Here is a 23,002-nt window from a genome sequence, read left to right as displayed (position 1 = left end):
GACGATGAACGCGCCGTATGGCGGCGACCGGGGCCGCACTCCCGGTGACGGTCCAGGCCGGCCTGAAGACCTGTACGAGCAGGACCCGTACGGGCAGCGTCCCCCCGAGGACCGCGACCGCGCGCCTGGCGTGCCCTACGGCGAGGATTCCTCGACCGTCCAGTTCACCGGCGGCCCGCGTGACCCGCGCGGCGACGAGGGCGACGACCCGGCGTGGCAGCCGTACGGGCAGCAGCCCTACGGGGCCCGCCCGCCCCACGCGCAGCACCAGGAGCCCGCACCACACCCCCAGGCTTCCCGTCCCCCGCAGGTCCCCCAGCCCCATCAGCCGCCCCAGCAGGGACAGCACCCTCAGCACGACTCGCACGCTCCCCAGGCCCCGCAGGCCGCACAGCCTCCGCAAGCCCCGCAGGCCGGGCCCCAGCCGGGGGACGCCTTCGCGCACCTGTACCGCGACCAGGGCCACCAGGCACAGAATCCCGAACCGCCGCGCCCCGCCCAGTTCTCCCAGCAGCCCCCACAGCCCCAGCACCGAGGCCAAGGAGGGCATGGGGGACACGAGGCACACCCGGAACAGCGGGAACACCAGCACCAGCACCACCAGTTCCAGCCGGCGCAGCCCCCGTACCAGGCATCCCCCCAGACCGCGCCGCCCCAGCCCTACCCTCCGGAGCCCGGGGCGCCGGGAGCCGCCGAAGAGCCCTCAGCACAAACGGTCAACCTCGGTACCGTCCCCTCCCGCACCGGTGAGGCGGCCCCGGCCGAAGTCTCCGGCGGCGGAGGCGGAGGCGGCCTCCTCAAGTCCAGCGCCATCATGGCCGCCGGCACGATGGTCTCCAGGCTCACGGGCTTCATCAAGTCCGCGTTGATCGTCGCCGCGCTGGGAGGTGTCGGCCTGCTCGGCGACTCCTACCAGCTCGCCATCACGCTGCCGACGATGATCTACATCCTCACCGTCGGCGGCGGCCTCAACTCGGTCTTCGTCCCGCAGCTCGTGCGGGCTATGAAAGAGGACGACGACGGCGGCCAGGCGTTCGCGAACCGGCTGCTGACCCTCGTCACCGTCATCCTCGGCGCTCTGGCCGCGTTGGCGGTGGTCGCGGCGCCGCTCCTGGTCCGGGTGATGTCCTACCCGATCGCCAACAACCCGCAGGCCGACGATGTCGCGGTCGCCTTCGTCCGCTACTGCGTCCCGTCCATCTTCTTCATGGGCATCCATGTGGTGATGGGCCAGATCCTCAACGCCCGAGGCCGCTTCGGCGCGATGATGTGGACCCCGGTCCTCAACAACATCGTCATCATCGCCGGTATCGGCATGTTCATCTGGGTCTACGGGGTCTCCGGGGAATCGCGCCTCACCGTCGCCACGATTCCCCCCGAGGGCGTGCGGCTGCTGGGCGCGAGCACGCTGCTGGGACTCGTCGTCCAGGCGCTGGCGATGTTCCCGTACCTGCGGGCCGTCGGCTTCCGTATCCGGCCGCGTTTCGACTGGCGCGGACACGGGCTCGGCAAATCGGCGCGGCTCGCGAAGTGGACGACCCTCTTCGTGCTGGCCAACCAGGCGGGCGTGCTGGTCGTCTCCAACCTCTCCACCGCGGTCGCGGCCAAGGGCGGCGACTCCGGTTCCTACCTGGCCTACAGCAACGCCCAGCTCATCTGGTCGATGCCGCAGTCGATCATCACCGTCTCGGTGATGGCCGCGCTGCTGCCCCGGCTGTCCCGCTCCGCGGCGGAGGGCGACTCCGGCACCGTGCGGGACGACATCTCCCAGGGCCTGCGCAATTCGGCGGTCGCCATCGTGCCCATCGCCTTCGGGTTCCTCGCCCTGGGCATTCCGATGTGCACGCTGATCTACGGCTCGTCCGGCCTCGACTCCGCCCGCTCCGTCGGCTACATGCTGATGGCGTTCGGTATCGGTCTGATCCCGTACTCCGTGCAGTACGTCGTGCTGCGTGCCTTCTACGCGTACGAGGACACCCGCACCCCGTTCTTCAACACCGTGATCGTCGCCGCGGTCAACGCCGCCGCCTGCGCCACGTGCTACCTCGTGCTCCCGACGAACTGGGCAGTCGTCGGAATGGCGGCCTCCTACGGCCTCGCCTACATCATCGGCGTCGGCATCGCCTGGCGCCGGCTGCGCGACCGGCTGGGCGGCGACCTCGACGGCCGCCGTGTGGTGCGTACGTACATCCGGCTCGCGGGCGCCAGCGTTCCGGCCACCCTCCTGGCCGGTGGCGCGGCCTACGGCATCACACACGCCCTGGGCAGCGGCACCTTCGGCTCCGTGGCCGCGCTCGCCGGGGGAGGGATCGTTTTGGGCGCGGTCTTCGTCCTAGCGGCGAAGCGGATGCGCATCGAGGAAATGACGGCAATGCTCGGCATGGTTCGCGCCAGACTCGGCCGATGAACCGGCCCATACAACCATCATTCGCCGCCGCGTGTCGTGCATAGCGGCGAGGTGTAGGCACAATTGTTTTTGGCCGTTCCAGAAACGGCCGCTACGGATGGGGAGGCAGGAACGACGGTGGCGGAACGGAGCACAGCCGCTGTCGACGTGGCCGAGACCAGCGGGGAGAACGGCGAACCGCTGACCGCCCGGCAGGACGGGGCCACGAGCGACGGTGCGACGGACGCGACGAACGGGCACACCAGGGGCGCCAAAGCCCCGAAGGAGGCCCCGGCGGACCCCACCGACCCCACTGCCCTCTCCGATGAAGCCGACGCCGAGGGGCCCGCCGACTCCGCCGACAGCCCCGCCGAGCCGGCCGGTGAAGCGGCTTCCCGGGGCGGGGAGCAACCCGAAAGGCCCAGCGCCGGGGCAAAGACCGAAGCAAAGGTCGAGGCAAAGGAAGAGGCCACGGTGAAGACCGAGGCAGAAACCGACGCCAATACCGACAGGGCCGGAAAGTCAGAAGCACCGGCCAAGAACGGGCGCAAGCAGGTCAAGACCCCTGGTACCGCCCCCACAACGGCCTCCGGAAAAGCCGCCACTCCCGCGGAGTCGGCTCCGGCTCCGGCCCCGGAGGAAGAGGCTTCACCGGAAGAGATTCCGGTGAAGCGGGAGCTGTCCGAGGCGGACACAGCACCGGAGCAGTCCGGAGAACCCGTAGAGACCGTCGAGCCCTCAGCCCCCGGAACCCCCGAAGCTGTCGAAGGCCCCGCAGAAGCTGCCGCAGACGCCGAGGAAGAGGCCCCGGAGCTGCACAGCGGCCACAAGCTGGCCCGCCGCTACCGCCTTGAGGAGTGTGTCACCCGCCTCGACGGGTTCAGCAGTTGGCGGGCCGTCGATGAGAAGCTGCGCCGCGCCGTCGGCGTACACGTCCTGCCCGCCGGTCACCCCCGCGCCCGCCATGTTCTCGCCGCCGCACGCTCGGCCGCGCTGCTCGGCGACCCCCGCTTCGTGCAGGTCCTCGACGCCGTCGAGGAGGATGAGCTGGTCTACGTCGTCCACGAGTGGCTGCCCGACGCCACCCCGCTCAACGAGCTGCTCATCGCCGGTCCCCTGGAGCCGCACGAGGCGTACCAACTCGTCACCCAGCTCTCCCAGGCACTCGCCGCCGCACACCGCGAAGGGCTGGCCCATCTGAGGCTGACCCCCGCCTGCGTGCTGCGCACCGGCATGGGCCAGTACCGCATCCGGGGGCTCGCCGTGAACGCGGCGCTGCGGGGCGTCTCCAGCGACCACGCGCAGCGCGACGACACGGAGGCCATCGGCGCGCTGCTGTATGCCTCGCTCACCCAGCGCTGGCCCTACGAGGAGGACGCGCACGGCCTGCCCGGCGTGGGCGCCCTCGCCAAGGGCGCACTCGTGGCGCCGGAGCAGGTCAGGGCCGGTGTACACCGTGGCCTGTCCACACTCGCGATGCGTGCCCTCGTCAATGACGGCGCCACCCCCTCCCGCCAGGAGCAGCCCTGCGCCACCCCGGAGGAGCTGTCCAAGGCGGTCTCCACGCTGCCGCGCATCCGCCCGCCGGAGCCCTCCTTCACCGCGCCGCCCTCCTACCAGCGCGCCCCCTACCAGCAGGGCGGCTACGCAGCCCCCGGCGCGGCGGGCGGCGGCGCGGTGCCCGGCGGCCCGGCGGCCGGGGCCGGCGCCGAGCCCCCGGCTCCCCCAGCGCTGCCGGGCCGTACCGGAAAGGTCCTCAAGTGGGGAGTGTCCGCGCTGCTGATCGCGGCGCTCGGGCTGGGGAGCTGGCAGGTCGCCGACGCGCTGTTGAAAGGTGAGCCGCCGCCCAAGGAGAAGTCCAAGCCGGCTCAGTCGCACGAGTCCCCCAAGACCGGCAAGGTCCTCGACATCAAGGATGTGAAGGACTTCGACCCGGAGGCGGACGGCTCGGAGAACCCGGACCGGGTGGGGGACGCCGTGGACGGGAAGCCCGGCACCTACTGGCTCACGAAGCACTACATCGGCCGTCCCAACTTCGGCAATCTCAAGTCGGGCGTCGGCCTCATCCTCGATCTGGGCAAGACCCGGCAGGTGAGCAAGCTCAAGGTCGACTTCATCGGCAAGACCTCCGCGAGCTTCCTGGCGGCGCCCAACAGCGTCTCCAGCATGCCCACCTCGCTCGGCAGCTTCAGCAAAGTCACCAGCGGGTCGGGAGAACATCTCCGGCTGAAGGCCAAGAAGCCCATCAAGACGCGTTTCGTACTGCTGTGGCTCACCAAGCTCCCACTCTCCGACGACGGCAACTACCGTGGTCGCGTCACGGAGGTCCAGGTCCTCAGTTGAGGCCGCGGACACCGCTCCGGCCGCGAAAGCGGCGGAGCAAGGGGAGGGGCTGATGGCCAGCGACGACGCGGGGCGTCGTCCACCGCGCCCGGCGGGCGCCACGGACGACGGCGGCCCCTCCAGTGACGGCCCCCACCACCGCACCCCTGGCAGCAGCGAGAACTCCCGCGGCAGCGAGAGCCCCCGCGACAGCGGGGGCGCCCACACCAGCAAAAACACCAGCGGCAGCCAGAGCAACGGCGGCAGTGAGAACGTCCGCCGCTACATGGACGCGCACGACCGGGAGAGCTTCGACGACCGCGAGCTGCTCGCCCGTCATGTCGAGGGCGACCCCGACGCGTTCACGGAGATCGTCCGCCGCCACCGCGACCGGCTGTGGGCCGTCGCGCTGCGCACCCTGGGCGACCGCGAGGAGGCGGGCGACGCCGTGCAGGATGCGCTCATCTCCGCCTACCGCGCGGCCCACACCTTCCGCGGCCAGTCCGCCGTCACCACATGGCTGCACCGCATCACCGTCAACGCCTGTCTGGACCGGGCCCGCAAAGCGGCCTCCCGCCGGGCCACGCTCACCGACGACACCGAGCGGCTGGAACAGCTCCTGGAGCCGCACGAATCCGCCGCTCTTCCGGCTGAGCGGGCGGACCTCCACCGTCAGGTGGCCGGCGCGCTCTCCGAGCTGCCGGTGGAGCAGCGCGCGGCGCTCGTTCTCGTCGATATGGAGGGCTACCCCGTCGCGGAGGCCGCCGAAGTCCTCAATGTGGCCGTCGGCACAGTCAAGAGCCGCTGCGCCCGGGGCCGGGCCCGCCTCCTCCCCCTCGTCGCCCACCTGTGGCATCGCACGGGCGGAAACGCCGACTCCGCAACCTACGCCGACTCCGCCGACCACAAGGACGAAGGCAGCGCTCCGGACAAGGACGGAGGCGGGAGCAAGCGTGGGGGCGGCAGGGTAAGGAACCGGACGCAGGGGACATCCGTCCCAGCTGCGAGAGACGTTCCGCGGGACGCGAGGCAGGACACCACAGGACCCGGCGCCGTGAAAGGAGGGGGGCAGGCATGACATCCACTCCTTTCCCCGGCGGCGCCCCCTCCGAGGAGCAGCACCCCGAAGAGCACCCCGAAGTCGAGGAGCTTTCCGCGTTGACGGAGGAGCTCCTCTCCGTCGAGCGCCGCAGGGAGTTGCACGCGCATCTGTCGGAGTGCGCGCTGTGCGCCGACGTCCACTCCTCACTGGCAGACATCCGTGAGCTGCTCGGCACTCTTCCGGGCTCGGTGGCCATGCCGGAGGACGTGGCAAGCCGTATCGACGCCGCGCTCGCGGCGGAGGCGCTGCTGGAAGCCATGACACCGGAGGCGGACGGCCGCAGCGCTGTTTCACGTGAAACGGTCACCGCCGAGTCCGTCGTTTCACGTGAAACAGCGACGTCCAACAGGAAGAAGTCGTCCCCGTCACCCAAGGGTCGCCGTCCCGCCGAGCACGCACCAGCCTCCGCCAGTTCTGGCATCCGTTCCGGCTCTGGCCCTGGTTCCACGAGGCCCGGTTCCAGCGGCCCGGGGCGGAGCCGTACCGGCGGGCGGCGTCGGCGCTGGCGTACAGTCACCCTCGCTGCGGCTGCCTCCCTCGTCGCGCTCGGGCTCGGGGGCGTCGTGCTGCAGAGCCTCACCGACGACGGATCCGCCCAAGTCAGTTCGGGACCCCCCGACGACTCGGCCCGTCGGCCCCCCGGCACCACGTCGGAGAGCACCGGCTCCCCCGACACGGGCGGCAGCAGCGACGACCAGCAGCTGCGCCGCCGCGTGCAGAATCTGCTGTCCCACCACAAGACAACACCCCCCGCCGAAAGCGGGGACCAGTCCCGTCGTCCGACCGGCACTCCCACCCTGAGTACGAAGCAGAGCCCCGGAGACGGGGACAGGACCCTGCGGGAGGACCGGACCACGGGAGGGGCGGGCGTCCCCTCCTGTGTGCGCAACGGCATCCACCGCACGGAGGTCCCGCTGGCCTTCGACGCAGAGGCCACCTTCGAGGGCCGCACCGGCTACCTCGTCGTCCTTCCGCACAAGGGCGGCGACCCACAGCGAGTGGACGCCTATGTGGTCGATCCCACCTGTGTGAGCGCCGAGGGGTCGGGCCCCGGGAAAATCCTCCTGAAGCGGACGTACCCGCGCGGGTGACACGCCCTGGCGGCACGGGAATGTCTGCCCCGTAGGATCCGTTGGACGGGGTGCAACGCCTCGGCAGAAGATCCCGGTAAGCAGTCGGCAGACAAGGAAGACTCCCGTGAGCGACGTCCGCAACGTCATCATCATCGGTTCGGGCCCGGCCGGGTATACGGCTGCGCTGTATACCGCCCGAGCGTCGCTGAAGCCGCTGGTGTTCGAGGGTTCCGTCACGGCGGGTGGCGCACTGATGAACACGACGGAGGTGGAGAACTTCCCCGGGTTCCAGGAAGGCATCATGGGCCCCGAGCTGATGGACAGCATGCGCGCCCAGGCCGAGCGTTTCGGCGCCGAGCTGATCCCCGACGATGTCACCGCCGTAGACCTGTCGGGCCCCGTCAAGACCGTCACGGACTCCGCAGGGACCGTCCACCGCGCCAAGACCGTGATTGTCTCCACCGGCTCCCAGCACCGCAAGCTGGGTCTGCCCATGGAGGACGAGCTGTCCGGCCGCGGCGTGTCCTACTGCGCCACCTGCGACGGCTTCTTCTTCCGGAGCCAGAACATCGCGGTCATCGGTGGCGGCGACACGGCGATGGAGGAGGCGACCTTCCTCTCCCGCTTCGCCGACTCGGTCACCATCGTCCACCGCCGCGACACCCTGCGCGCCTCCAAGGCGATGCAGGAGCGCGCCTTCGCCGACCCGAAGATCTCCTTCGCCTGGAACAGCGAGGTCGCCGAGATCCACAGCAAGGAGGGCAAGCTGTCCTCCCTGACGCTGCGCGACACCGAGAACGGCGAGACCCGCGAGCTGGACGTCACCGGACTGTTCGTCGCCATCGGCCACGACCCCCGTGTCGAGCTGTTCAGGGACGTCCTGACCCTGGACGAGGACGGGTACGTGAAGGTCGATGCCCCGTCCACCCGCACCAACGTGCCGGGCGTCTTCGCCGCCGGTGACGTGGTGGACCACACCTACCGCCAGGCGATCACCGCCGCCGGCACCGGCTGCTCCGCGGCCCTGGACGCCGAGCGCTTCCTCGCCGCTCTCACCGACGCCGACGCCGAAGAGACCCCCGAACCGGAGAAGACCGCAGCCGCCGTCTGACCGACGGGACGCACCACGCCGGGCGTCCGGTCCTCTCCTCGTACGACCTACTTCCACAGCAGCACCTCTCACGAATCAGGAGAAGCACCATGGCCGGTGCCACCGTTACCGCTACCGACGCAGACTTCGAGGAGGTCGTCCTCAAGAGCGACAAGCCCGTACTGGTCGACTTCTGGGCGGCTTGGTGCGGTCCCTGCCGCCAGATCGCCCCGTCCCTGGAGGCCATCGCCGCGGAGAACCCCGAGAAGCTGACCGTCGTCAAGCTCAACATCGACGAGAACCCGGCGGTGGCGGCGAAGTACGGCATCATGTCGATCCCCACCATGAACGTCTACAAGGGCGGCGAGGTCGTCAAGACCATCGTCGGCGCCAAGCCGAAGGCCGCCATCGAGAAGGACCTCGCGGAGTACATCGGCTGAAGAGGTTCATCGGCTGAAGAGCCACTCCACTCGTACGACTGGGGCGCGGTTTCACGTGAAACCGCGCCCCAGTCGTATCCGCAGCTCCCCCCCGAATCTCAGCCCCTGAGCCTCAGAACGGAGACGAGGGCGGAGGCGGCCCTTGAACTACAGCGGTCTCAGGGCCGGTTCCTTGCCGTGGACGGCACCCAGCAGTTGGTCCAGGGCCCGCTCCATGTCCTCCCGCCAGGACACCGTGGAGCGCAGCTCCAGCCGCAGTCGGGGATGGCGGGGGTGCGGGCGCACGGTCTTGAAGCCGACGGCCAGCAGGTGCTCGGCCGGCATCAAACAGGCCGGTTCCTTCCACCGCGCGTCGCCGAACACCTCTATGGCCTTGAAGCCCCGCCGCAGGAGATCCTTCGCCACGGCCTGCACCATCACCCGCCCCAACCCCTGGCCCCGGAACTGCGGGAGGAGGAACGCGGTCATCAGCTGCACGGCGTCGGGGGAGACGGGGCTGGTGGGGAAGGCGAAGGAGCGCGGCACATAGGCCGGGGGCGCATACAGCACGAAGCCCGCCGGCACCTCGTCCACGTAGACGACCCGCCCGCAAGAGCCCCATTCCAGGAGCACGGCGGAGATCCATGCCTCTTTCTCCACATCGGACCGCCCGGCTGACATCGCGGCCTCACCACTGACCGGATCCAGCTCCCAGAACACACAACCGCGACAGCGCTTGGGCAGATCGGAGAGATTGTCCAGCGTGAGCGGAACGAGCTGTCGCCCCATGGATCCATCGTATCCATGGGGCGACAGCTCGTCGGTGCCATTTTGGGGTTGTCGCGAACGCTCCTCGCGGTGCGAGCGCCGTCGGCTACGACTCCTCGTCGGCGTCGTCCTCCGAGAGCTTCTGCTCCAGGACCCGGCCCTCACCCGGCGCGAGCTGCCCCAGAATCCGTTCCAGATCCTCCATGGAGGCGAACTCGACGACGATCTTGCCCTTCTTCTGACCCAGGTCCACCTTCACCCGGGTCTCGAAGCGGTCCGAGAGCCGGCCTGCCAGATCGTTCAGCGCCGGGGAGACCCGGGCACCGGCGCGGGGGCCCTTGGCCTTCGGCGTGCTCTTGGGCTTGGCGCCCATCAGCGTGACGATCTCCTCGACCGCCCGGACCGACAGCCCCTCGGCGACGATCCGGTGGGCGAGCTTGTCCTGCTCCTCACCGTCATCGACCGACAACAACGCCCTGGCATGCCCGGCGGAGAGCACCCCCGCCGCCACCCGCCGCTGGACCGAGGGGGAGAGCCGCAACAGCCGCAGCGTGTTGGACACTTGGGGGCGCGAGCGCCCGATGCGGTCCGCGAGCTGGTCGTGGGTGCAGTTGAAGTCCTTGAGCAACTGATCGTAGGCGGCTGCCTCTTCCAGAGGGTTGAGCTGTGCCCGGTGGAGGTTCTCCAACAGCGCGTCCAGCAGCAGTTTTTCATCGTCGGTCGCCCGGACGATGGCCGGGATCCGCTCCAGACCCGCCTCACGGCAGGCCCGCCAGCGGCGCTCGCCCATGATCAGCTCATAGCTGCCGGGCGTGGTCTGCCGTACAACGACCGGCTGGAGCAGACCGACCTCCTTGATGGAGGTGACCAGTTCCGCGAGCGCGTCCTCGTCGAAGACCTCACGCGGCTGGCGCGGGTTGGGGGTGACCGAGTCGAGCGGCACCTCCGCGAAGTGCGCCCCGGCCACCTCCTCGACGGCCGCCCCTTCGGAGACGCCATCGGCCGCGTCCGCCGTGTCGGACCCCGCCCCCGAGGCGGCGCCGTCGGCGTCCTTCACGCCCGTACCGTCCGCGTGGTTCGGCCCTGCGGCATCCGACCCGTTGGCGGCACCCGATCCCTTCGCTCCGGCTCCCTGTTCCGTTTCACGTGAAACGGCCTTGGGATCGCCCTTCGGCGCCTGAGTCAGGCCGGCGACCTTGGCCGCCGCCACCCCCCGGGAGCCGACATCCGGTGTGAAGACCGGGACGGCGGTGGGGGAAGTGGATCCCTGCGCGGCGGAGTTCTGCGACTGGCGTTCGCTCTCCGGTGCCTCAACTGTGTCCGTGCCGCTCGGCGCAGCCGGGATCAGCGCACCGAGCCCTCGCCCGAGACCCCTACGTCGCTCGCTCACTGAGTCCCCTCCGCCATGGTGCTGTGCTGCTGTAGCTGTTGCTGACCGTGCTGTGCCTGTTGTGCCTGCTCGACATGGGGGTCGCGCAAGGCGATCTCCCGCGCCGCTTCCAGGTAGGACAGCGAACCGCTGGAGCCGGGGTCATAGGTGAGCACCGTCTGCCCGTAGCTGGGAGCTTCGGAAATCCGCACCGAACGGGGGATGTTGGTCCGCAGGACCTCTTTGCCGAAGTGGCTGCGCACCTCCTCCGCCACCTGCGAAGCCAGCCGGGTACGCCCGTCGTACATGGTCAGGAGGATCGTCGAGACGTGCAGCCGGGGATTGAGGTGCCCCCGTACCAGTTCGACGTTGCGCAGGAGCTGTCCCAGGCCCTCCAGCGCGTAGTACTCGCACTGGATCGGGATCAGCACCTCGGCGCCGGCGACCAGTGCGTTCACCGTCAACAGGCCGAGCGAGGGCGGGCAGTCGATGAGGATGTAGTCCAACGGCTGCTCATATGCCTCGATGGCCCGCTCAAGACGGCTCTCCCGCGCGACCAGCGACACCAACTCGATCTCCGCACCGGCGAGATCGATGGTGGCGGGCGCGCAGAAGAGCCCTTCCACATCCGGGACCGGCTGGACGACCTCGGAGAGCGGCTTGCTCTCCACCAGGACGTCGTAGATCGACGGCACCTCGGAGTGGTGGTCCACCCCCAATGCCGTGGAGGCGTTGCCCTGCGGGTCGAGATCGACGACCAGGACCCGGGCGCCGTGCAGAGCCAGCGAGGCGGCGAGATTCACCGTCGTCGTGGTCTTCCCGACGCCTCCTTTCTGGTTGGCGACGACCATCACGCGCGTCTGTGCGGGCCGGGGGAGGCCCTCACCAGCACGATTCATCGCCTCGACCGCCTGCTGGGCGGCACGGCCGATCGGGGTGTCGTCCATCGGTGGCGGCGTCTCCCGTGCCGCGTCACCGCGGGGAGCGACCCCACCCGCGCTGGTATCCCCTGGTTCTGACCGGGGACCGGGGACCGGATCGGCCATCGGTCCCGCGATGTTGGCGTCGGACCGCAACGGTTCACTCTCCTCAACATCAGGCTCGCTATGAGCAGAGCCTCCCATGCTTTCGGTCTCGTGAACCAGCGAGCCCCGCGCAGTTGTGGATGAATCCACGTCCCGACGGGGCTCATAGGTGGTCTGGCCGCGCGCATTGGCGGCAGCGCGGCCCCTGTTGATGATTCCGTGCAAGAGAGAGCGGCGTTTCACGTGAAACACGATGCATGCGCTCGGTCCACGGAACGCCGCGACACTCCGCTATGTGTAGTTTTAAGGGCTTTTATGGAGTAGTGCCCCACGCAGGAAGCAGCGCACTCAGCGTCGGCGGTGCCCCCGCGCCGCCCGGCCGCCCGAGCGGGCCGCCTTCTCCGCCTTGGCCCGGCGGGCCGCGAACCGCACCCCGCCGGGGCTCTCCCCGACCCGGGCCCGCACCACCGTCGAGAGGGGATCGACAACTCCCTTGCCGATCTGCTCGACCGTGGTCTCCACAACGCCCAGCTTGTGCAGCGCGTCCCTGGCGGCGCGGACCTCGTCCTCGGCGGTGTCTCCCTTGAGCGCCACCATCTCGCCGTAGGGCCGCAGCAGTGGAACGCCCCAGCCCGCCAGTCGCTCCAGCGGAGCCACCGCACGCGCTGTCACCACATGCACCGGCGTCAGCGAGCCCAGCATCTCCTCGGCCCGGCCCCGCATCACCGTCACATGGTCCAGGCCCAGCAGCTCCACGACCTCCTGCAGAAAGGTCGTACGCCGAAGCAGCGGCTCCAACAGCGTGATCTTGAGGTCGGGACGCACCAGCGCCAGCGGAATGCCCGGCAGCCCGGCACCCGAGCCCACATCGCACACCGTCACGCCCTCGGGCACGACCTCGGAGAGGACCACGCAGTTCAGCAGGTGCCGCTCCCACAGCCGGGGCACCTCGCGCGGTCCGATCAGACCGCGCCGCACCCCGGCGTCCGCCAGCAGCTCCGCGTAGCGCTCCACATCGCGAAGGCTCTCGCCGAAGACCTTGCGCGCCGCCTCGGGCGCGGGCTGAAGACCCGGCTCCTGCTCCGGCGACTCCGCTTCCGGCTCCCTGGGACGCTCTGTCACGGGAGAACGACCACGCAGCGCTGCGGCTCCTCGCCCTCGGACTCACTGCGCAGCCCGGCGGCCTTTACCGCATCGTGCACGACCTTGCGCTCGAAGGGCGTCATCGGGCGAAGCTTCACCGGCTCGCCGCTGCTCTGGGCCTCCTGCGCGGCCTTCGCGCCCAGCTCCGCCAGCTCCTCGCGCTTACGGGCGCGGAACCCTGAGATGTCCAGCATCAGCCGGCTGCGGTCGCCGGTCTCACGGTGCACCGCGAGCCGCGTCAGCTCCTGGAGCGCCTCCAGGACCTCCCCGTCCCGGCCGACCAGCTTCTGCAAGTCGCGGGACGAGCCCTCGCTGATGATCGATACCGCGGCCCGGTCGGCCTCGACGTCCATGTCGATGTCGCCGTCCAGGTCGGCGATGTCGAGCAGCGCCTCCAGATAGTCGGCCGCGATCTCACCCTCCTGTTCCAGGCGGGACAAGGTGTCGGTGCCCTCTTCTGGGGCAGTCGTGTCCGTCACGGCGGGGACTCCTTCGGTGCTCACTTCTTGGACGGGTGCTTGGGACGCTGCGGGCCCTTGCGCTGCTGCCCGGACTTCTTCTGGCCCGATTTCTGCTGGCCGGACTTCTGCTGACCCGACTGTCCGCTCCTGGCCTGGCCGGACTTCTGCGACTGTGCCGCTTTCTGGCCCTGCTTCTGGTCCGCGCCCGCCTTCTTCTGGCCGGCCTGCGCGGGATCCGCGTCCTGCGGCGCGTCCTTCTCCAGCGAGGTCGTCCCGGCCTTCGCGGCGCCCGCCGAGGCGCCGGTCACCGGGCCGCCCTGGCGCTGGGACTTGCTCTGCCGCTTGGGCTGCTGACGCCTGGCACGCGCCGCCTCGACGGCCTCCCGCGCCTCGACCTCCTTGGGGTCCTCCTTCAGCTTGCCCGCCGCACGCAGCTTCTCCTGACGCTCGTTGAAGGCCCGCGAGCCCGGCGTCGGATTGCGCTTGATCACGAAGAGCTGCTGGCCCATGGTCCACACGTTGGTGGTCAGCCAGTAGACGAGGACACCGACGGGGAAGTTGATGCCGAAGACGGCGAACATGATGGGGAAGACGTACATGAGCATCTTCTGCTGCTGCATGAACGGCGTCTTCACCGTCAGGTCGACGTTCTTGGTCATCAGCTGGCGCTGCGTGTAGAACTGCGAGGCCGACATCAGCACGATCATGATGATCGTGACGACCCGGATGTCGGTCAGCGAGGCGGCCAGCTCGTGGGCCTTGCCGGCGCTGTCCATGAACTTCGCGGCGATCGGGGCGCCGAAGATCTTCGCGTTACGGGCGCTGTCCACCTGCGCCTCGGTGAGCACGCCGACCGGGTTGTTGCGCGCGATGTGGCTGAGCACCTGGAAGAGCGCGATGAAGAACGGCGACTGCGCCAGGATCGGCAGGCAGCTGGAGAGCGGGTTGGTGCCCGTCTCCTTGTAGAGCTTCATCATCTCTTCGCTCTGGCGCTGCTTGTCGCTCTTGTAGCGCTCCTGGATCGCCTTCATCTTCGGCTGGAGCGCCTGCATGTTCCGCGTCGACTTGATCTGCTTCACGAACAGCGGGATCAGGCAGATCCGGATCAGCACCACCAGGAAGAAGATGGACAGACCCCAGGCCCAGCCGCTGTCCGCGTCGAAGACCAGGCTGAACAGCGAATGGAACTGGACAATGATCCAGGACACTGCGTAATAAAGAGGACTCAGGATCGTGTCCACGAATCAGGCTCCTTGGGCGTTGGACTGGGTCCGGTGCTGCTGCCAGCGGTTGCGGATCCGCTGGTGCCATACCGGGTGCTTCCGGGCGGGGACATGGTCGACGCCACCGGGCGACCACGGATTGCAGCGCAGGATGCGCCAAGCCGTCAGCGCCGTGCCCTTCACGGCGCCGTGGCGGTGGATGGCCGTATAGCCGTAGTGCGAGCACGACGGGTAGTACCGGCACACCGGCCCGAGCATCGGACTGATGGTCCACTGGTACAGCTTGATCATCCACAGCAGCGGGAACTTCACTGAGCTCTCCCTCCCGGTTCATGGCCGGGGGTCCGGGGGTTGTCCCCCGAGGTCTCACAGCGAGGGGACCCTCCGGGCAGCCTGCGCAGCGCGGCATCCAGATCTCGGACCAGAGCGGCGTACTCCGCCTCTCCCGCGCCGGGCAGCGCCCGTACGACAACCAGGCTACCCGGGGCCAGAGCGGTGAGGCGGCCTCGCATCAGATGCCGCAGGCGCCGCTTCACACGGTTACGGACCACCGCGTTCCCCACGGCCTTGCTCACGACGAAACCCGCACGTACCGGGGGAACCTCTTCCCCCGGTACGTGCGGGTCCGTTCGACTGCGGAGGTGGACGACGAGGAGCGGGCGACCGGCCCTGCGTCCTCGGCGTACCGCGGTCGCGAAGTCCTCGCGCCGCCTCAGCCGGTTCTCGGTAGGCAGCACGTCATGGACCTGTGGTCAGGCTGCTCAGGCCGACAGGCGGGTGCGACCCTTGCTGCGGCGGTTCGCGACGATCGCGCGGCCGGCGCGGGTCCGCATGCGCAGCCGGAAGCCGTGGGTCTTCGCGCGGCGACGGGTGTTCGGCTGGAAGGTGCGCTTGCTCACTCGGGGGCTCCAGGGATGCTTCGTGTCCCGCGGCCTCCGCGGGACGGGGTGTGTGGAGTCGACTGGCTGTCACCGTGCGCCCACGAGTAGCTCGCAACGCCCGAGTGTGCACCGCTTCATGACCGAGCGGGTGGAACCCGCCGATCTTGCCCATCGGAGGCAGGCGGCAGCAGCCGTCGACAACTCGACCTGGTTACGGTACGCGCGGCTACGCCATCCGGTCAAACCAGCGTCAGCGGGGCAACCCCGCTACTGCACTCGTGCACAGCCTGTGGACAACGACTTGAACGCGGCAGGTGCCCGTGACTACCGTGGCCGAACTTCCCTTCCTTCCCGACCGTCCCGAGAACCACACATTCGTGGGATCTGGTCGATCACGGAACGACCCGTCATCCCGACGGTCCGTCATTCAGCGAGTGAGAGAGCGTGCCCCGTGGCTGACCTGCCTGCCGATCTTGCCGCAGTGTGGCCACGCGTGCTGGAGCAGCTCCTCCGCGACGGACAGGGAGTGGAAGCCAAGGACCAGCGCTGGCTGCGCGACTGTCAGCCCCTCGTCCTGGTCTCCGGCACCGCGCTGCTCGGCGTGCCCAACGAATACGCGAAGGGGGTCCTGGAGGGCCGCCTCTCGCCGATGATCAGCGAAGCCCTCAGCCGCGAGTGCCAGCAGCCCATCCGGCTGGCCATCACGGTGACCGGCCCCGCCCCCGAGCCCGCCACCCCGCCGGCCCCTGCCTCCGCCACCCCGTCGGCGCCCACCGCTCCCGCCCCGGGCAGCCCCGGGGGTCCGGGCTCTTCGAGTGGTCCGGCCGGACCGGGTGGCCCGGGGGCCCCGGGCGGGCCGTCGATTCCGGCTCCCGCCGCATCCCCGGAGCAACAGCAGCCGCACCAGCCCCCGCAGCGTGAGGGCGGCTACGACGGTGCCTATGACGGGTACCAGCCGCACGAGACGTACGACGGCTACGAGCAGCGTGCCCAGCACCCCCCGCACAACCAGCCCGGACAACCCGGACAGCCCGGTCCCGGCCAGCCGGGCCAGCACGGCCGGGAACAGTACGAGAGCGGCCGTGAGCAGTACGAGACCCGCGATCTGCCCGGCACCCGCAACGCCTACCCGGACTACCCGCCGGGCCCCCGCCAGGGCCCCGGTCCGGGCTCCTGGCCGCAGCCGCACGAGCCCTACCCCCCGCAGCACCAGCGCCGGCAGCCCTACGACCACCGTCGCCAGCCGTACGACCAGCAGGGCTATGACCAGCAGGGATACGAGCAGCAAGGCTACGACCAGCAGGGATACGACCAGCAGCCGTACGAGACCTACGACCAGCAGCGCCGGCGTGAGCGCCACCGCCCGCAGGTGCCGCAGCAGGGCCGGCCGCCCGGCGGCTCCTACGACAGTCCCGCGCAGCTCCCGGCGCCCAGCGGGGCCCCGGGGCCGCTCGCCGCGCAGCCCGCGCCCGCGACGGGGCCGGGGGAGCCGACGGCGCGACTGAATCCCAAATATTTGTTCGACACCTTTGTGATCGGTGCCTCCAACCGCTTCGCGCACGCCGCCGCGGTCGCCGTCGCCGAGGCCCCGGCCAAGGCGTACAACCCGCTGTTCATCTACGGCGAGTCCGGGCTCGGCAAGACGCACCTGCTCCATGCGATCGGCCACTACGCGCGCAGCCTCTATCCGGGCACGCGGGTGCGCTACGTCAGCTCGGAGGAGTTCACCAACGAGTTCATCAACTCCATCCGCGACGGCAAGGCGGACGCGTTCCGCAAGCGCTACCGCGACATGGACATCCTGCTCGTGGACGACGTCCAGTTCCTGGCGGACAAGGAGTCCACGCAGGAGGAGTTCTTCCACACCTTCAACACCCTGCACAACGCCAACAAGCAGATCGTGCTCTCCAGCGACCGCCCGCCCAAGGCGCTGGAAACGCTGGAGGACCGGCTGCGCAACCGGTTCGAGTGGGGTCTGATCACCGATGTGCAGCCCCCGGAGCTGGAGACGCGCATCGCGATCCTCCGGAAGAAGGCGGTGCAGGAGCAGCTCAACGCCCCGCCCGAGGTACTGGAGTTCATCGCCTCGCGCATCTCGCGCAACATCCGGGAGTTGGAGGGCGCGCTCATCCGCGTCACGGCCTTCGCCAGCCTCAACCGGCAGCCGGTCGATCTCGGACTGACGGAGATCGTGCTGAAGGACCTCATCCCCGGCGGCGAGGACGCCACCCCGGAGATCACGGCTCCGGCGATCATGGCGGCGACGGCGGACTACTTCGGGCTGACGGTGGACGACCTGTGCGGGTCCTCGCGCAGCCGGGTGCTGGTGACGGCGCGGCAGATCGCGATGTACCTGTGCCGGGAGCTGACGGATCTGTCGCTGCCGAAGATCGGCGGCCAGTTCGGCGGCCGTGACCACACGACCGTGATGCACGCCGACCGCAAGATCCGGGCGCTCATGGCCGAGCGGCGCTCCATCTACAACCAGGTCACGGAGCTGACCAACCGCATCAAGAACGCCTGAGCGGCCGGATTCCCGCTTCCCTCAGCGCGCTCCGTACGTCCTCCTCCAGCAATGGCGCCGCGCGCACTCGGCGCGCCCCCGCCCGACCGCACGCGGCCCTTCAGCAGCCCTCATCCGGCCCCTCAGCAGCCGTCGTGCGGCCCTTCAGCGACCACCGGGCCCCCGGGGAGCAACTCCCCGGGGGCCCTTCGCTGTTCGAATACGGGGCCGGGAGCGGTTCGGTCCACAGAAATGCGGGGTTTCCCGCTTCCACACCCTGGGGACCTTGTCAGTTGTCCCAAGCGTGTCCACAACAGGCCCGCCCCAGAGGTGGTTTACCAAGGTCACGTGCCTGTGTACTTGTGGGCACTCGTCGTCCACAGCGTGTGGAGGGATCGGCGTGCCCAGTGGTGCGCACCGGCTTGTCCACCGCCCGCCCACAGGCAGAGGCTGCTTTTCCCCAGCTTCTCCACAGACCTGTCCACTGTTCGGCAAGGCAACGCGCCCTCTCACCGGTACGAGTGAAAGCGGTCACACTCAAGCCCAGGATTGGGCTGTGGGAAAGACGGGTAAAACTGTGGGCGCCGCTGTGGGGAACCGGCCCTGAGCTGTGGGCGGGCTGTGCAGAACTTTCCGGCGTCCACAGAGACCCCCCGTTCCTCCACCGGTCCACCCACAGGCGCGGTGGACAAAATTCCGGGCCTGAGCTGGGAAAACGCGCTTTTCCACCGTTTCCACAGCCCCTACTACTACGACTACACCTAGAGAGCCCGGAATTCGCTTCGAAGTGGGGGCTGTGCACAACTCGCCTCCTCGGGCCGCGGGCCGGATCGCCACGAGTTGACCCGCAGCCGCACCTCCTGTCAGCGCCGTGCGTCAGACTGGTCCCCGGCAACAGCGAGCAGGAGCAGCAGGAGGCGGCTGAAGGTGAAGATCCGGGTAGAGCGCGATGTCCTGGCGGAGGCGGTGGCGTGGGCTGCCAAGAGCCTTCCCGCCCGTCCGCCGGTGCCGGTCCTCGCGGGCCTGCTGCTGAAGGCCGAGGAGGGCTCCCTGAGCCTCTCCGGCTTCGACTACGAGGTCTCGGCCCGGGTCTCGGTCGAGGCCGAGGTCGAGGAGGACGGCACGGTCCTGGTGTCCGGGCGGCTGCTCGCCGACATCTGCCGTGCGCTGCCGAACCGTCCGGTGGAGATCTCCACAGACGGTGTACGCGCCACCGTGGTCTGCGGATCCTCGCGCTTCACGCTGCACACACTGCCTGTGGAGGAGTATCCGGCGCTGCCCGAGATGCCGACCGCCACGGGCACGGTCCCCGGCGAGGTCTTCGCCGCCGCCGCCCAGCAGGTGGCCATCGCCGCCGGGCGGGACGACACGCTTCCGGTGCTCACGGGTGTGCGGATCGAGATCGAGGGCGACACCGTCACGCTGGCCTCCACCGACCGCTACCGCTTCGCGGTGCGCGAGTTCCTGTGGAAGCCGGAGACGCCGGACGCCTCGGCCGTGGCCCTGGTGCCCGCCAAGACGCTGCTGGACACCGCCAAGTCGCTCAGCGGCGGTGACCACGTGACGCTGGCGCTGTCCGGCTCGGGTTCGGGTGAGGGTCTGATCGGCTTCGAGGGCGCGGGCCGGCGGACGACGACGCGGCTGCTGGAGGGCGACCTGCCCAAGTACCGCACCCTGTTCCCGACGGAGTTCAACTCCGTCGCGGTGATCGAGACGGCGCCCTTCGTGGAGGCGGTCAAGCGTGTCGCGCTGGTCGCCGAGCGCAACACCCCGGTGCGGCTCAGCTTCGAGCAGGGGGTGCTGACCCTGGAGGCCGGGTCGAGCGACGACGCACAGGCTGTGGAGCGGGTGGACGCCGACCTGGACGGCGACGACATCTCGATCGCCTTCAACCCCGGCTTCCTGCTGGAGGGGCTGAGCGCCATCGACTCCCCCGTGGCCCAGCTCTCGTTCACGACCTCGACCAAGCCGGCGCTGCTCAGCGGCCGTCCGGCCAAGGACGCCGAGGCGGATGACGCGTACAAGTACCTGATCATGCCGGTGCGGCTGTCCGGCTGACCGCAGCCGCCGGGACGGCCCGTCGGTCCGTCCACCGGCCGGGCCGTGACTGTGGACGGACGATCTTGTCGCAGGTGGCGGGCCGGTGGCCGGGGTGCCCGCTCGGCCCGTCCTGGTGGAAGGAGCGCTCACAAGCTGTGGGCGTAGGGTCGTATTCGGTCGGAATACGCCAAGAAACTCAGCTAAGGGGCAGTGATGGAGCTCGGTCTGGTCGGTCTCGGCAAGATGGGCGGGAACATGCGGGAGCGCATCCGCCGGGGTGGCCACACGGTCATCGGCTATGACCGGAATCCGGCCGTGGCGGATGTGGGCAGCCTGAAGGAGCTGGTGGACCGGCTCAGCGGGCCGCGTGTGGTGTGGGTGATGGTCCCGGCGGGCGCCGCCACCCAGTCCACGGTCGATGAGCTTGCCGAGCTGCTCTCCCCCGGCGACCTGGTCGTGGACGGCGGGAACTCCCGCTGGTCGGACGATGAGAAGCACGCCGAGGAGCTGGCGGCCAAGGGCATCGGCTTCGTGGACTGCGGCGTCTCCGGCGGGGTCTGGGGCCTGGAGAACGGCTACGCGCTGATGTACGGCGGCGACGCCGAGCACGTGGCGAAGGTGCAGCCGGTCTTCGACGCGCTGAAGCCCGAGGGCGAGTTCGGCTCGGTGCACGCGGGCAAGGTGGGTGCGGGCCACTTCGCGAAGATGGTCCACAACGGTGTCGAGTACGCGATGATGCAGGCTTTCGCCGAGGGCTGGGAGCTGCTGGAGGCCGCCGACTCGGTCACCGACGTGCGGGAGATCTTCCGCTCCTGGCAGGAGGGCACGGTCATCCGCTCCTGGCTGCTCGATCTGGCGGTGAAGGCGCTGGATGACGACGAGCACCTGGAGAAGCTGCGCGGTGTCGCGGCGGATTCGGGCGAGGGCCGCTGGACGGTGGAGGCGGCGATCGACAACGGGGTGCCGCTGCCGGCGATCACGGCGTCGCTGTTCGCGCGGTTCAGCTCGCAGCAGGAGGACTCGCCGCAGATGAAGATGGTGGCCGCGCTGCGCAACCAGTTCGGCGGGCACGCGGTCCAGGGTTCGAAGTAGGCGGTCGGCGGGCCGGGGCGGGGCCGGATGTGAGCCGCCGGGCCGGATACGCGCGGCCCGGGCACGTCCGGCCCTGGTATGCCCGGCCCGAGTACGCACAGCCTGGGGACGGGCCGGGGGCCCTGGACGGAGTGGGGAGGCCGGCGACGCCGTGCATGTGACGCATCTCTCGTTGGCCGATTTCCGGTCGTACGAGCGGGCCGAGGTGCCGCTCGGTCCTGGTGTGACGGCGTTCCTCGGGCCCAACGGCCAGGGCAAGACGAATCTCGTCGAGGCCGTGGGCTATATCGCCACGCTGGGCAGCCACCGGGTGTCCTCGGACGCGCCGCTGGTGCGGATGGGGGCCGAGCGGGCGATCGTGCGGGCGCAGGTGCGCCAGGGCGAGCGCGAGCAGCTGGTCGAGCTGGAGCTGAATCCGGGGAAGTCCAACCGGGCGCGGATCAACCGTTCTTCGCAGGTGCGGCCCCGCGATGTGCTGGGGATCGTGCGCACGGTGCTGTTCGCGCCGGAGGACCTGGCGCTGGTCAAGGGCGATCCGGGGGAGCGGCGCCGGTTCGTGGACGAGCTGGTGACGGCGCGGGCGCCGCGGATGGCGGGGGTGCGCTCGGACTACGAGCGGGTGCTCAAGCAGCGCAACACCCTGCTGAAGTCCGCCGCGATGGCCAGACGGCACGGCGGCAAGGGGGTGGATCTGTCCACGCTGGATGTGTGGGACCAGCATCTGGCGCGGGTGGGTGCGGAGTTGCTGGCGCAGCGGCTGGATCTGCTGGCCGTGCTGGGGCCGTTGGCGGACAAGGCGTACGAGCGGCTGGCGCCGGGCGGCGGGCCCGTCTCGTTCGAGTACCGGGCATCGGCGGGTGCGGCGCCGTCGGCTGCGTCTCCGGCCGGGTCCTCGGCGGGCAGTGCCGAGGAGCTGTACGGCGTGCTGCTGGCGGCGCTGGGGCAGGCGCGCAAGCAGGAGATCGAGCGCGGGGTGACGCTCGTGGGGCCGCACCGGGATGAGGTGTTGCTGCGGCTGGGCGAGCTGCCCGCGAAGGGGTACGCGAGTCATGGCGAGTCGTGGTCGTTCGCGCTGTCGCTGCGGCTGGCGGCCTATGAGCTGCTCAAGAGCGAGGGGCACGAGCCGGTGCTGGTGCTGGACGATGTGTTCGCCGAGCTGGATACGCGGCGCCGGGAGCGGCTGGCGGAGCTGGTGGCGCCGGCCGAGCAGGTGCTGGTGACCGCGGCGGTGCCCGAGGACGTGCCCGAAGTGCTGGCGGGGGCGCGATTTTCGGTGGCGGAGGGTGAGGTGGCGCGGCTGTGAGCGATCGGGCATCCGATGCGGACGGCGTCCTGCCGGGCGCGGGCGGCGCCGAGCCCGGTGCGGGCAAGACCGCCTCTGGTGCGGGCACTGGGGGCACGGGGCCCTCCGGTGCGGGCGGCGGCGTGCCCGAGCCGAGTGGGGTGGACCTCGCCCGGGTGGCGCTGCGTGCCGCCAAGGAGCAGGCGAAGGCGCGGGGTGCGGAGGCTCAGCAGCGCAGGCAGGCGCGGCGCGGGGGTGGGCTGCGTTCGGGTTCGGGGCGCGATGGCCGGGATCCGATGCCGCTGGGCGCCGCGGTCAACAGGCTGATCGCGGAGCGGGGTTGGGAGACCCCGGCGGCGGTCGGCGGGGTGATGGGGCGCTGGCCGCAGATGGTGGGTGCCGAGGTGGCGCAGCACTGTGAGCCGCAGCGCTACGACGAGGAGGAGCGCACGCTGCTGGTGCGGTGCGACTCGACGGCGTGGGCCACGCAGCTGCGGCTGCTGGCGCCCCGGCTGGTGGCGCGGCTGAACGAGGATCTCGGCCAGGGCACCGTGAAGTTGATCAAGGTGAGGGGTCCGGAGGCGCCGCGGACCGGATACGGGCGGTTGCGGGCGCCGGGAAGCAAGGGACCGGGCGACACCTACGGGTGAGCGGAGGCCCTGTGTGCGCAGGTGAGCGGGGTGGGGATGCCGTGTCGGCGCGGGGCGCGCGTGGGCCTGCCGTAGCGGTGCGTAGACGGGCCGGGACAGGCAGAGACAGGTCGAAGCGCTCAGTGCCACTGTGAGCCCCTTGGCCCCCCGGTCCGTATATGGGGAGTCGGCGG

Annotated in this window: 19 protein-coding genes and 1 pseudogene; 11 read left to right on the top strand and 9 right to left on the bottom strand. The window is 70.1% G+C overall.

Features of this window, described 5'->3' with window-relative positions; translation table 11 throughout:
- The first annotated feature begins 4 nt into the window (after nt 1-4).
- From murJ to trxA, 6 genes are all read left to right on the top strand, one after another.
- Nucleotides 5-2,407, top strand: a complete 2,403-nt coding sequence (gene murJ, locus ABD339_RS12585; RefSeq protein WP_344565322.1) for a murein biosynthesis integral membrane protein MurJ — start codon at nt 5-7, stop codon at nt 2,405-2,407.
- Between the two features lie 117 nt (nt 2,408-2,524).
- Nucleotides 2,525-4,729 (top strand): hypothetical protein, encoded by a 2,205-nt coding sequence (locus ABD339_RS12580; RefSeq protein ID WP_344565320.1) that lies wholly within the window; start codon nt 2,525-2,527, stop codon nt 4,727-4,729.
- 265 nt (nt 4,730-4,994) lie between these two features.
- Entirely contained in the window at nt 4,995-5,786 is a 792-nt protein-coding gene (sigM, locus tag ABD339_RS12575) for an RNA polymerase sigma factor SigM (protein WP_344565637.1), read from the top strand.
- Nucleotides 5,783-6,901, top strand: a complete 1,119-nt coding sequence (locus ABD339_RS12570) for an anti-sigma factor family protein (RefSeq protein WP_344565319.1) — start codon at nt 5,783-5,785, stop codon at nt 6,899-6,901. The genes sigM and ABD339_RS12570 overlap by 4 nt, the downstream gene beginning before the upstream one ends.
- 106 nt (nt 6,902-7,007) lie before the next feature.
- Nucleotides 7,008-7,994 (top strand): thioredoxin-disulfide reductase, encoded by a 987-nt coding sequence (trxB, locus tag ABD339_RS12565; RefSeq protein WP_344565317.1) that lies wholly within the window; start codon nt 7,008-7,010, stop codon nt 7,992-7,994.
- A gap of 89 nt (nt 7,995-8,083) precedes the next feature.
- Entirely contained in the window at nt 8,084-8,413 is a 330-nt protein-coding gene (trxA, locus tag ABD339_RS12560) for a thioredoxin (protein ID WP_344565315.1), read from the top strand.
- A gap of 147 nt (nt 8,414-8,560) precedes the next feature.
- On the opposite strand, the gene ABD339_RS12555 is transcribed toward trxA, so the two are convergent.
- The 9 genes and pseudogenes from ABD339_RS12555 to rpmH form a co-directional block, all read right to left on the bottom strand.
- Entirely contained in the window at nt 8,561-9,181 is a 621-nt protein-coding gene (locus ABD339_RS12555; protein ID WP_344565313.1) for a GNAT family N-acetyltransferase, read from the bottom strand.
- Between the two features lie 85 nt (nt 9,182-9,266).
- Nucleotides 9,267-10,550 (bottom strand): ParB/RepB/Spo0J family partition protein, encoded by a 1,284-nt coding sequence (locus tag ABD339_RS12550; RefSeq protein WP_344565311.1) that lies wholly within the window; start codon nt 10,548-10,550, stop codon nt 9,267-9,269.
- The gene (locus ABD339_RS12545) at nt 10,547-11,653 is read right to left on the bottom strand and encodes a ParA family protein (protein WP_344565309.1); all 1,107 of its coding nucleotides are present in this window, start codon (nt 11,651-11,653) and stop codon (nt 10,547-10,549) included. The genes ABD339_RS12550 and ABD339_RS12545 overlap by 4 nt, the downstream gene beginning before the upstream one ends.
- Before the next feature lie 249 nt (nt 11,654-11,902).
- Nucleotides 11,903-12,676: a 16S rRNA (guanine(527)-N(7))-methyltransferase RsmG gene (rsmG, locus tag ABD339_RS12540; RefSeq protein ID WP_344565307.1), complete on the bottom strand. Its 774-nt coding sequence runs from the start codon at nt 12,674-12,676 to the stop codon at nt 11,903-11,905.
- Complete coding sequence (locus tag ABD339_RS12535; protein ID WP_344565302.1) at nt 12,673-13,176, bottom strand: Jag family protein; 504 nt, start codon at nt 13,174-13,176, stop codon at nt 12,673-12,675. The genes rsmG and ABD339_RS12535 overlap by 4 nt, the downstream gene beginning before the upstream one ends.
- 20 nt (nt 13,177-13,196) lie before the next feature.
- Nucleotides 13,197-14,399 (bottom strand): membrane protein insertase YidC, encoded by a 1,203-nt coding sequence (yidC, locus tag ABD339_RS12530; RefSeq protein WP_344565299.1) that lies wholly within the window; start codon nt 14,397-14,399, stop codon nt 13,197-13,199.
- Between the two features lie 3 nt (nt 14,400-14,402).
- A complete protein-coding gene (yidD, locus tag ABD339_RS12525; RefSeq protein WP_344565297.1) occupies nt 14,403-14,693 on the bottom strand; it encodes a membrane protein insertion efficiency factor YidD in 291 nt (96 codons plus the stop codon).
- A gap of 59 nt (nt 14,694-14,752) precedes the next feature.
- A pseudogene (gene rnpA, locus ABD339_RS12520) lies at nt 14,753-15,118 on the bottom strand (ribonuclease P protein component); the annotation flags it as partial.
- Nucleotides 15,119-15,142: 24 nt separating this feature from the next.
- Nucleotides 15,143-15,280 carry a 50S ribosomal protein L34 gene (gene rpmH, locus ABD339_RS12515; protein ID WP_326689238.1) on the bottom strand — a complete coding sequence of 46 codons (138 nt, stop codon included), beginning with the start codon at nt 15,278-15,280 and terminating at the stop codon, nt 15,143-15,145.
- Between the two features lie 433 nt (nt 15,281-15,713).
- Here rpmH and dnaA point away from each other — a divergent pair, with 433 nt between their 5' ends.
- The 5 genes from dnaA to ABD339_RS12490 all read left to right on the top strand — a co-directional run bounded on the left by dnaA (nt 15,714) and on the right by ABD339_RS12490 (nt 22,829).
- On the top strand, nt 15,714-17,786 hold the full coding sequence (gene dnaA, locus ABD339_RS12510; RefSeq protein ID WP_344565293.1) for a chromosomal replication initiator protein DnaA: 2,073 nt from the start codon (nt 15,714-15,716) through the stop codon (nt 17,784-17,786).
- Between the two features lie 906 nt (nt 17,787-18,692).
- Complete coding sequence (gene dnaN, locus ABD339_RS12505) at nt 18,693-19,823, top strand: DNA polymerase III subunit beta (RefSeq protein ID WP_344565291.1); 1,131 nt, start codon at nt 18,693-18,695, stop codon at nt 19,821-19,823.
- A 195-nt stretch (nt 19,824-20,018) separates the two neighbouring features.
- Complete coding sequence (gnd, locus tag ABD339_RS12500; protein WP_344565289.1) at nt 20,019-20,897, top strand: phosphogluconate dehydrogenase (NAD(+)-dependent, decarboxylating); 879 nt, start codon at nt 20,019-20,021, stop codon at nt 20,895-20,897.
- 151 nt (nt 20,898-21,048) lie between these two features.
- On the top strand, nt 21,049-22,200 hold the full coding sequence (gene recF, locus ABD339_RS12495; RefSeq protein WP_344565288.1) for a DNA replication/repair protein RecF: 1,152 nt from the start codon (nt 21,049-21,051) through the stop codon (nt 22,198-22,200).
- The gene (locus ABD339_RS12490; protein WP_425575969.1) at nt 22,197-22,829 is read left to right on the top strand and encodes a DciA family protein; all 633 of its coding nucleotides are present in this window, start codon (nt 22,197-22,199) and stop codon (nt 22,827-22,829) included. The genes recF and ABD339_RS12490 overlap by 4 nt, the downstream gene beginning before the upstream one ends.
- Nucleotides 22,830-23,002: the final 173 nt, after the last annotated feature.

The organism is Streptomyces axinellae, assembly GCF_039532135.1.
Classification (GTDB): Bacteria; Actinomycetota; Actinomycetes; order Streptomycetales; family Streptomycetaceae; genus Streptomyces; species Streptomyces axinellae.
The sequence above is the reverse complement of the archived record's forward strand: the minus strand, read 5'-3'. Positions and strand labels throughout refer to the sequence as shown.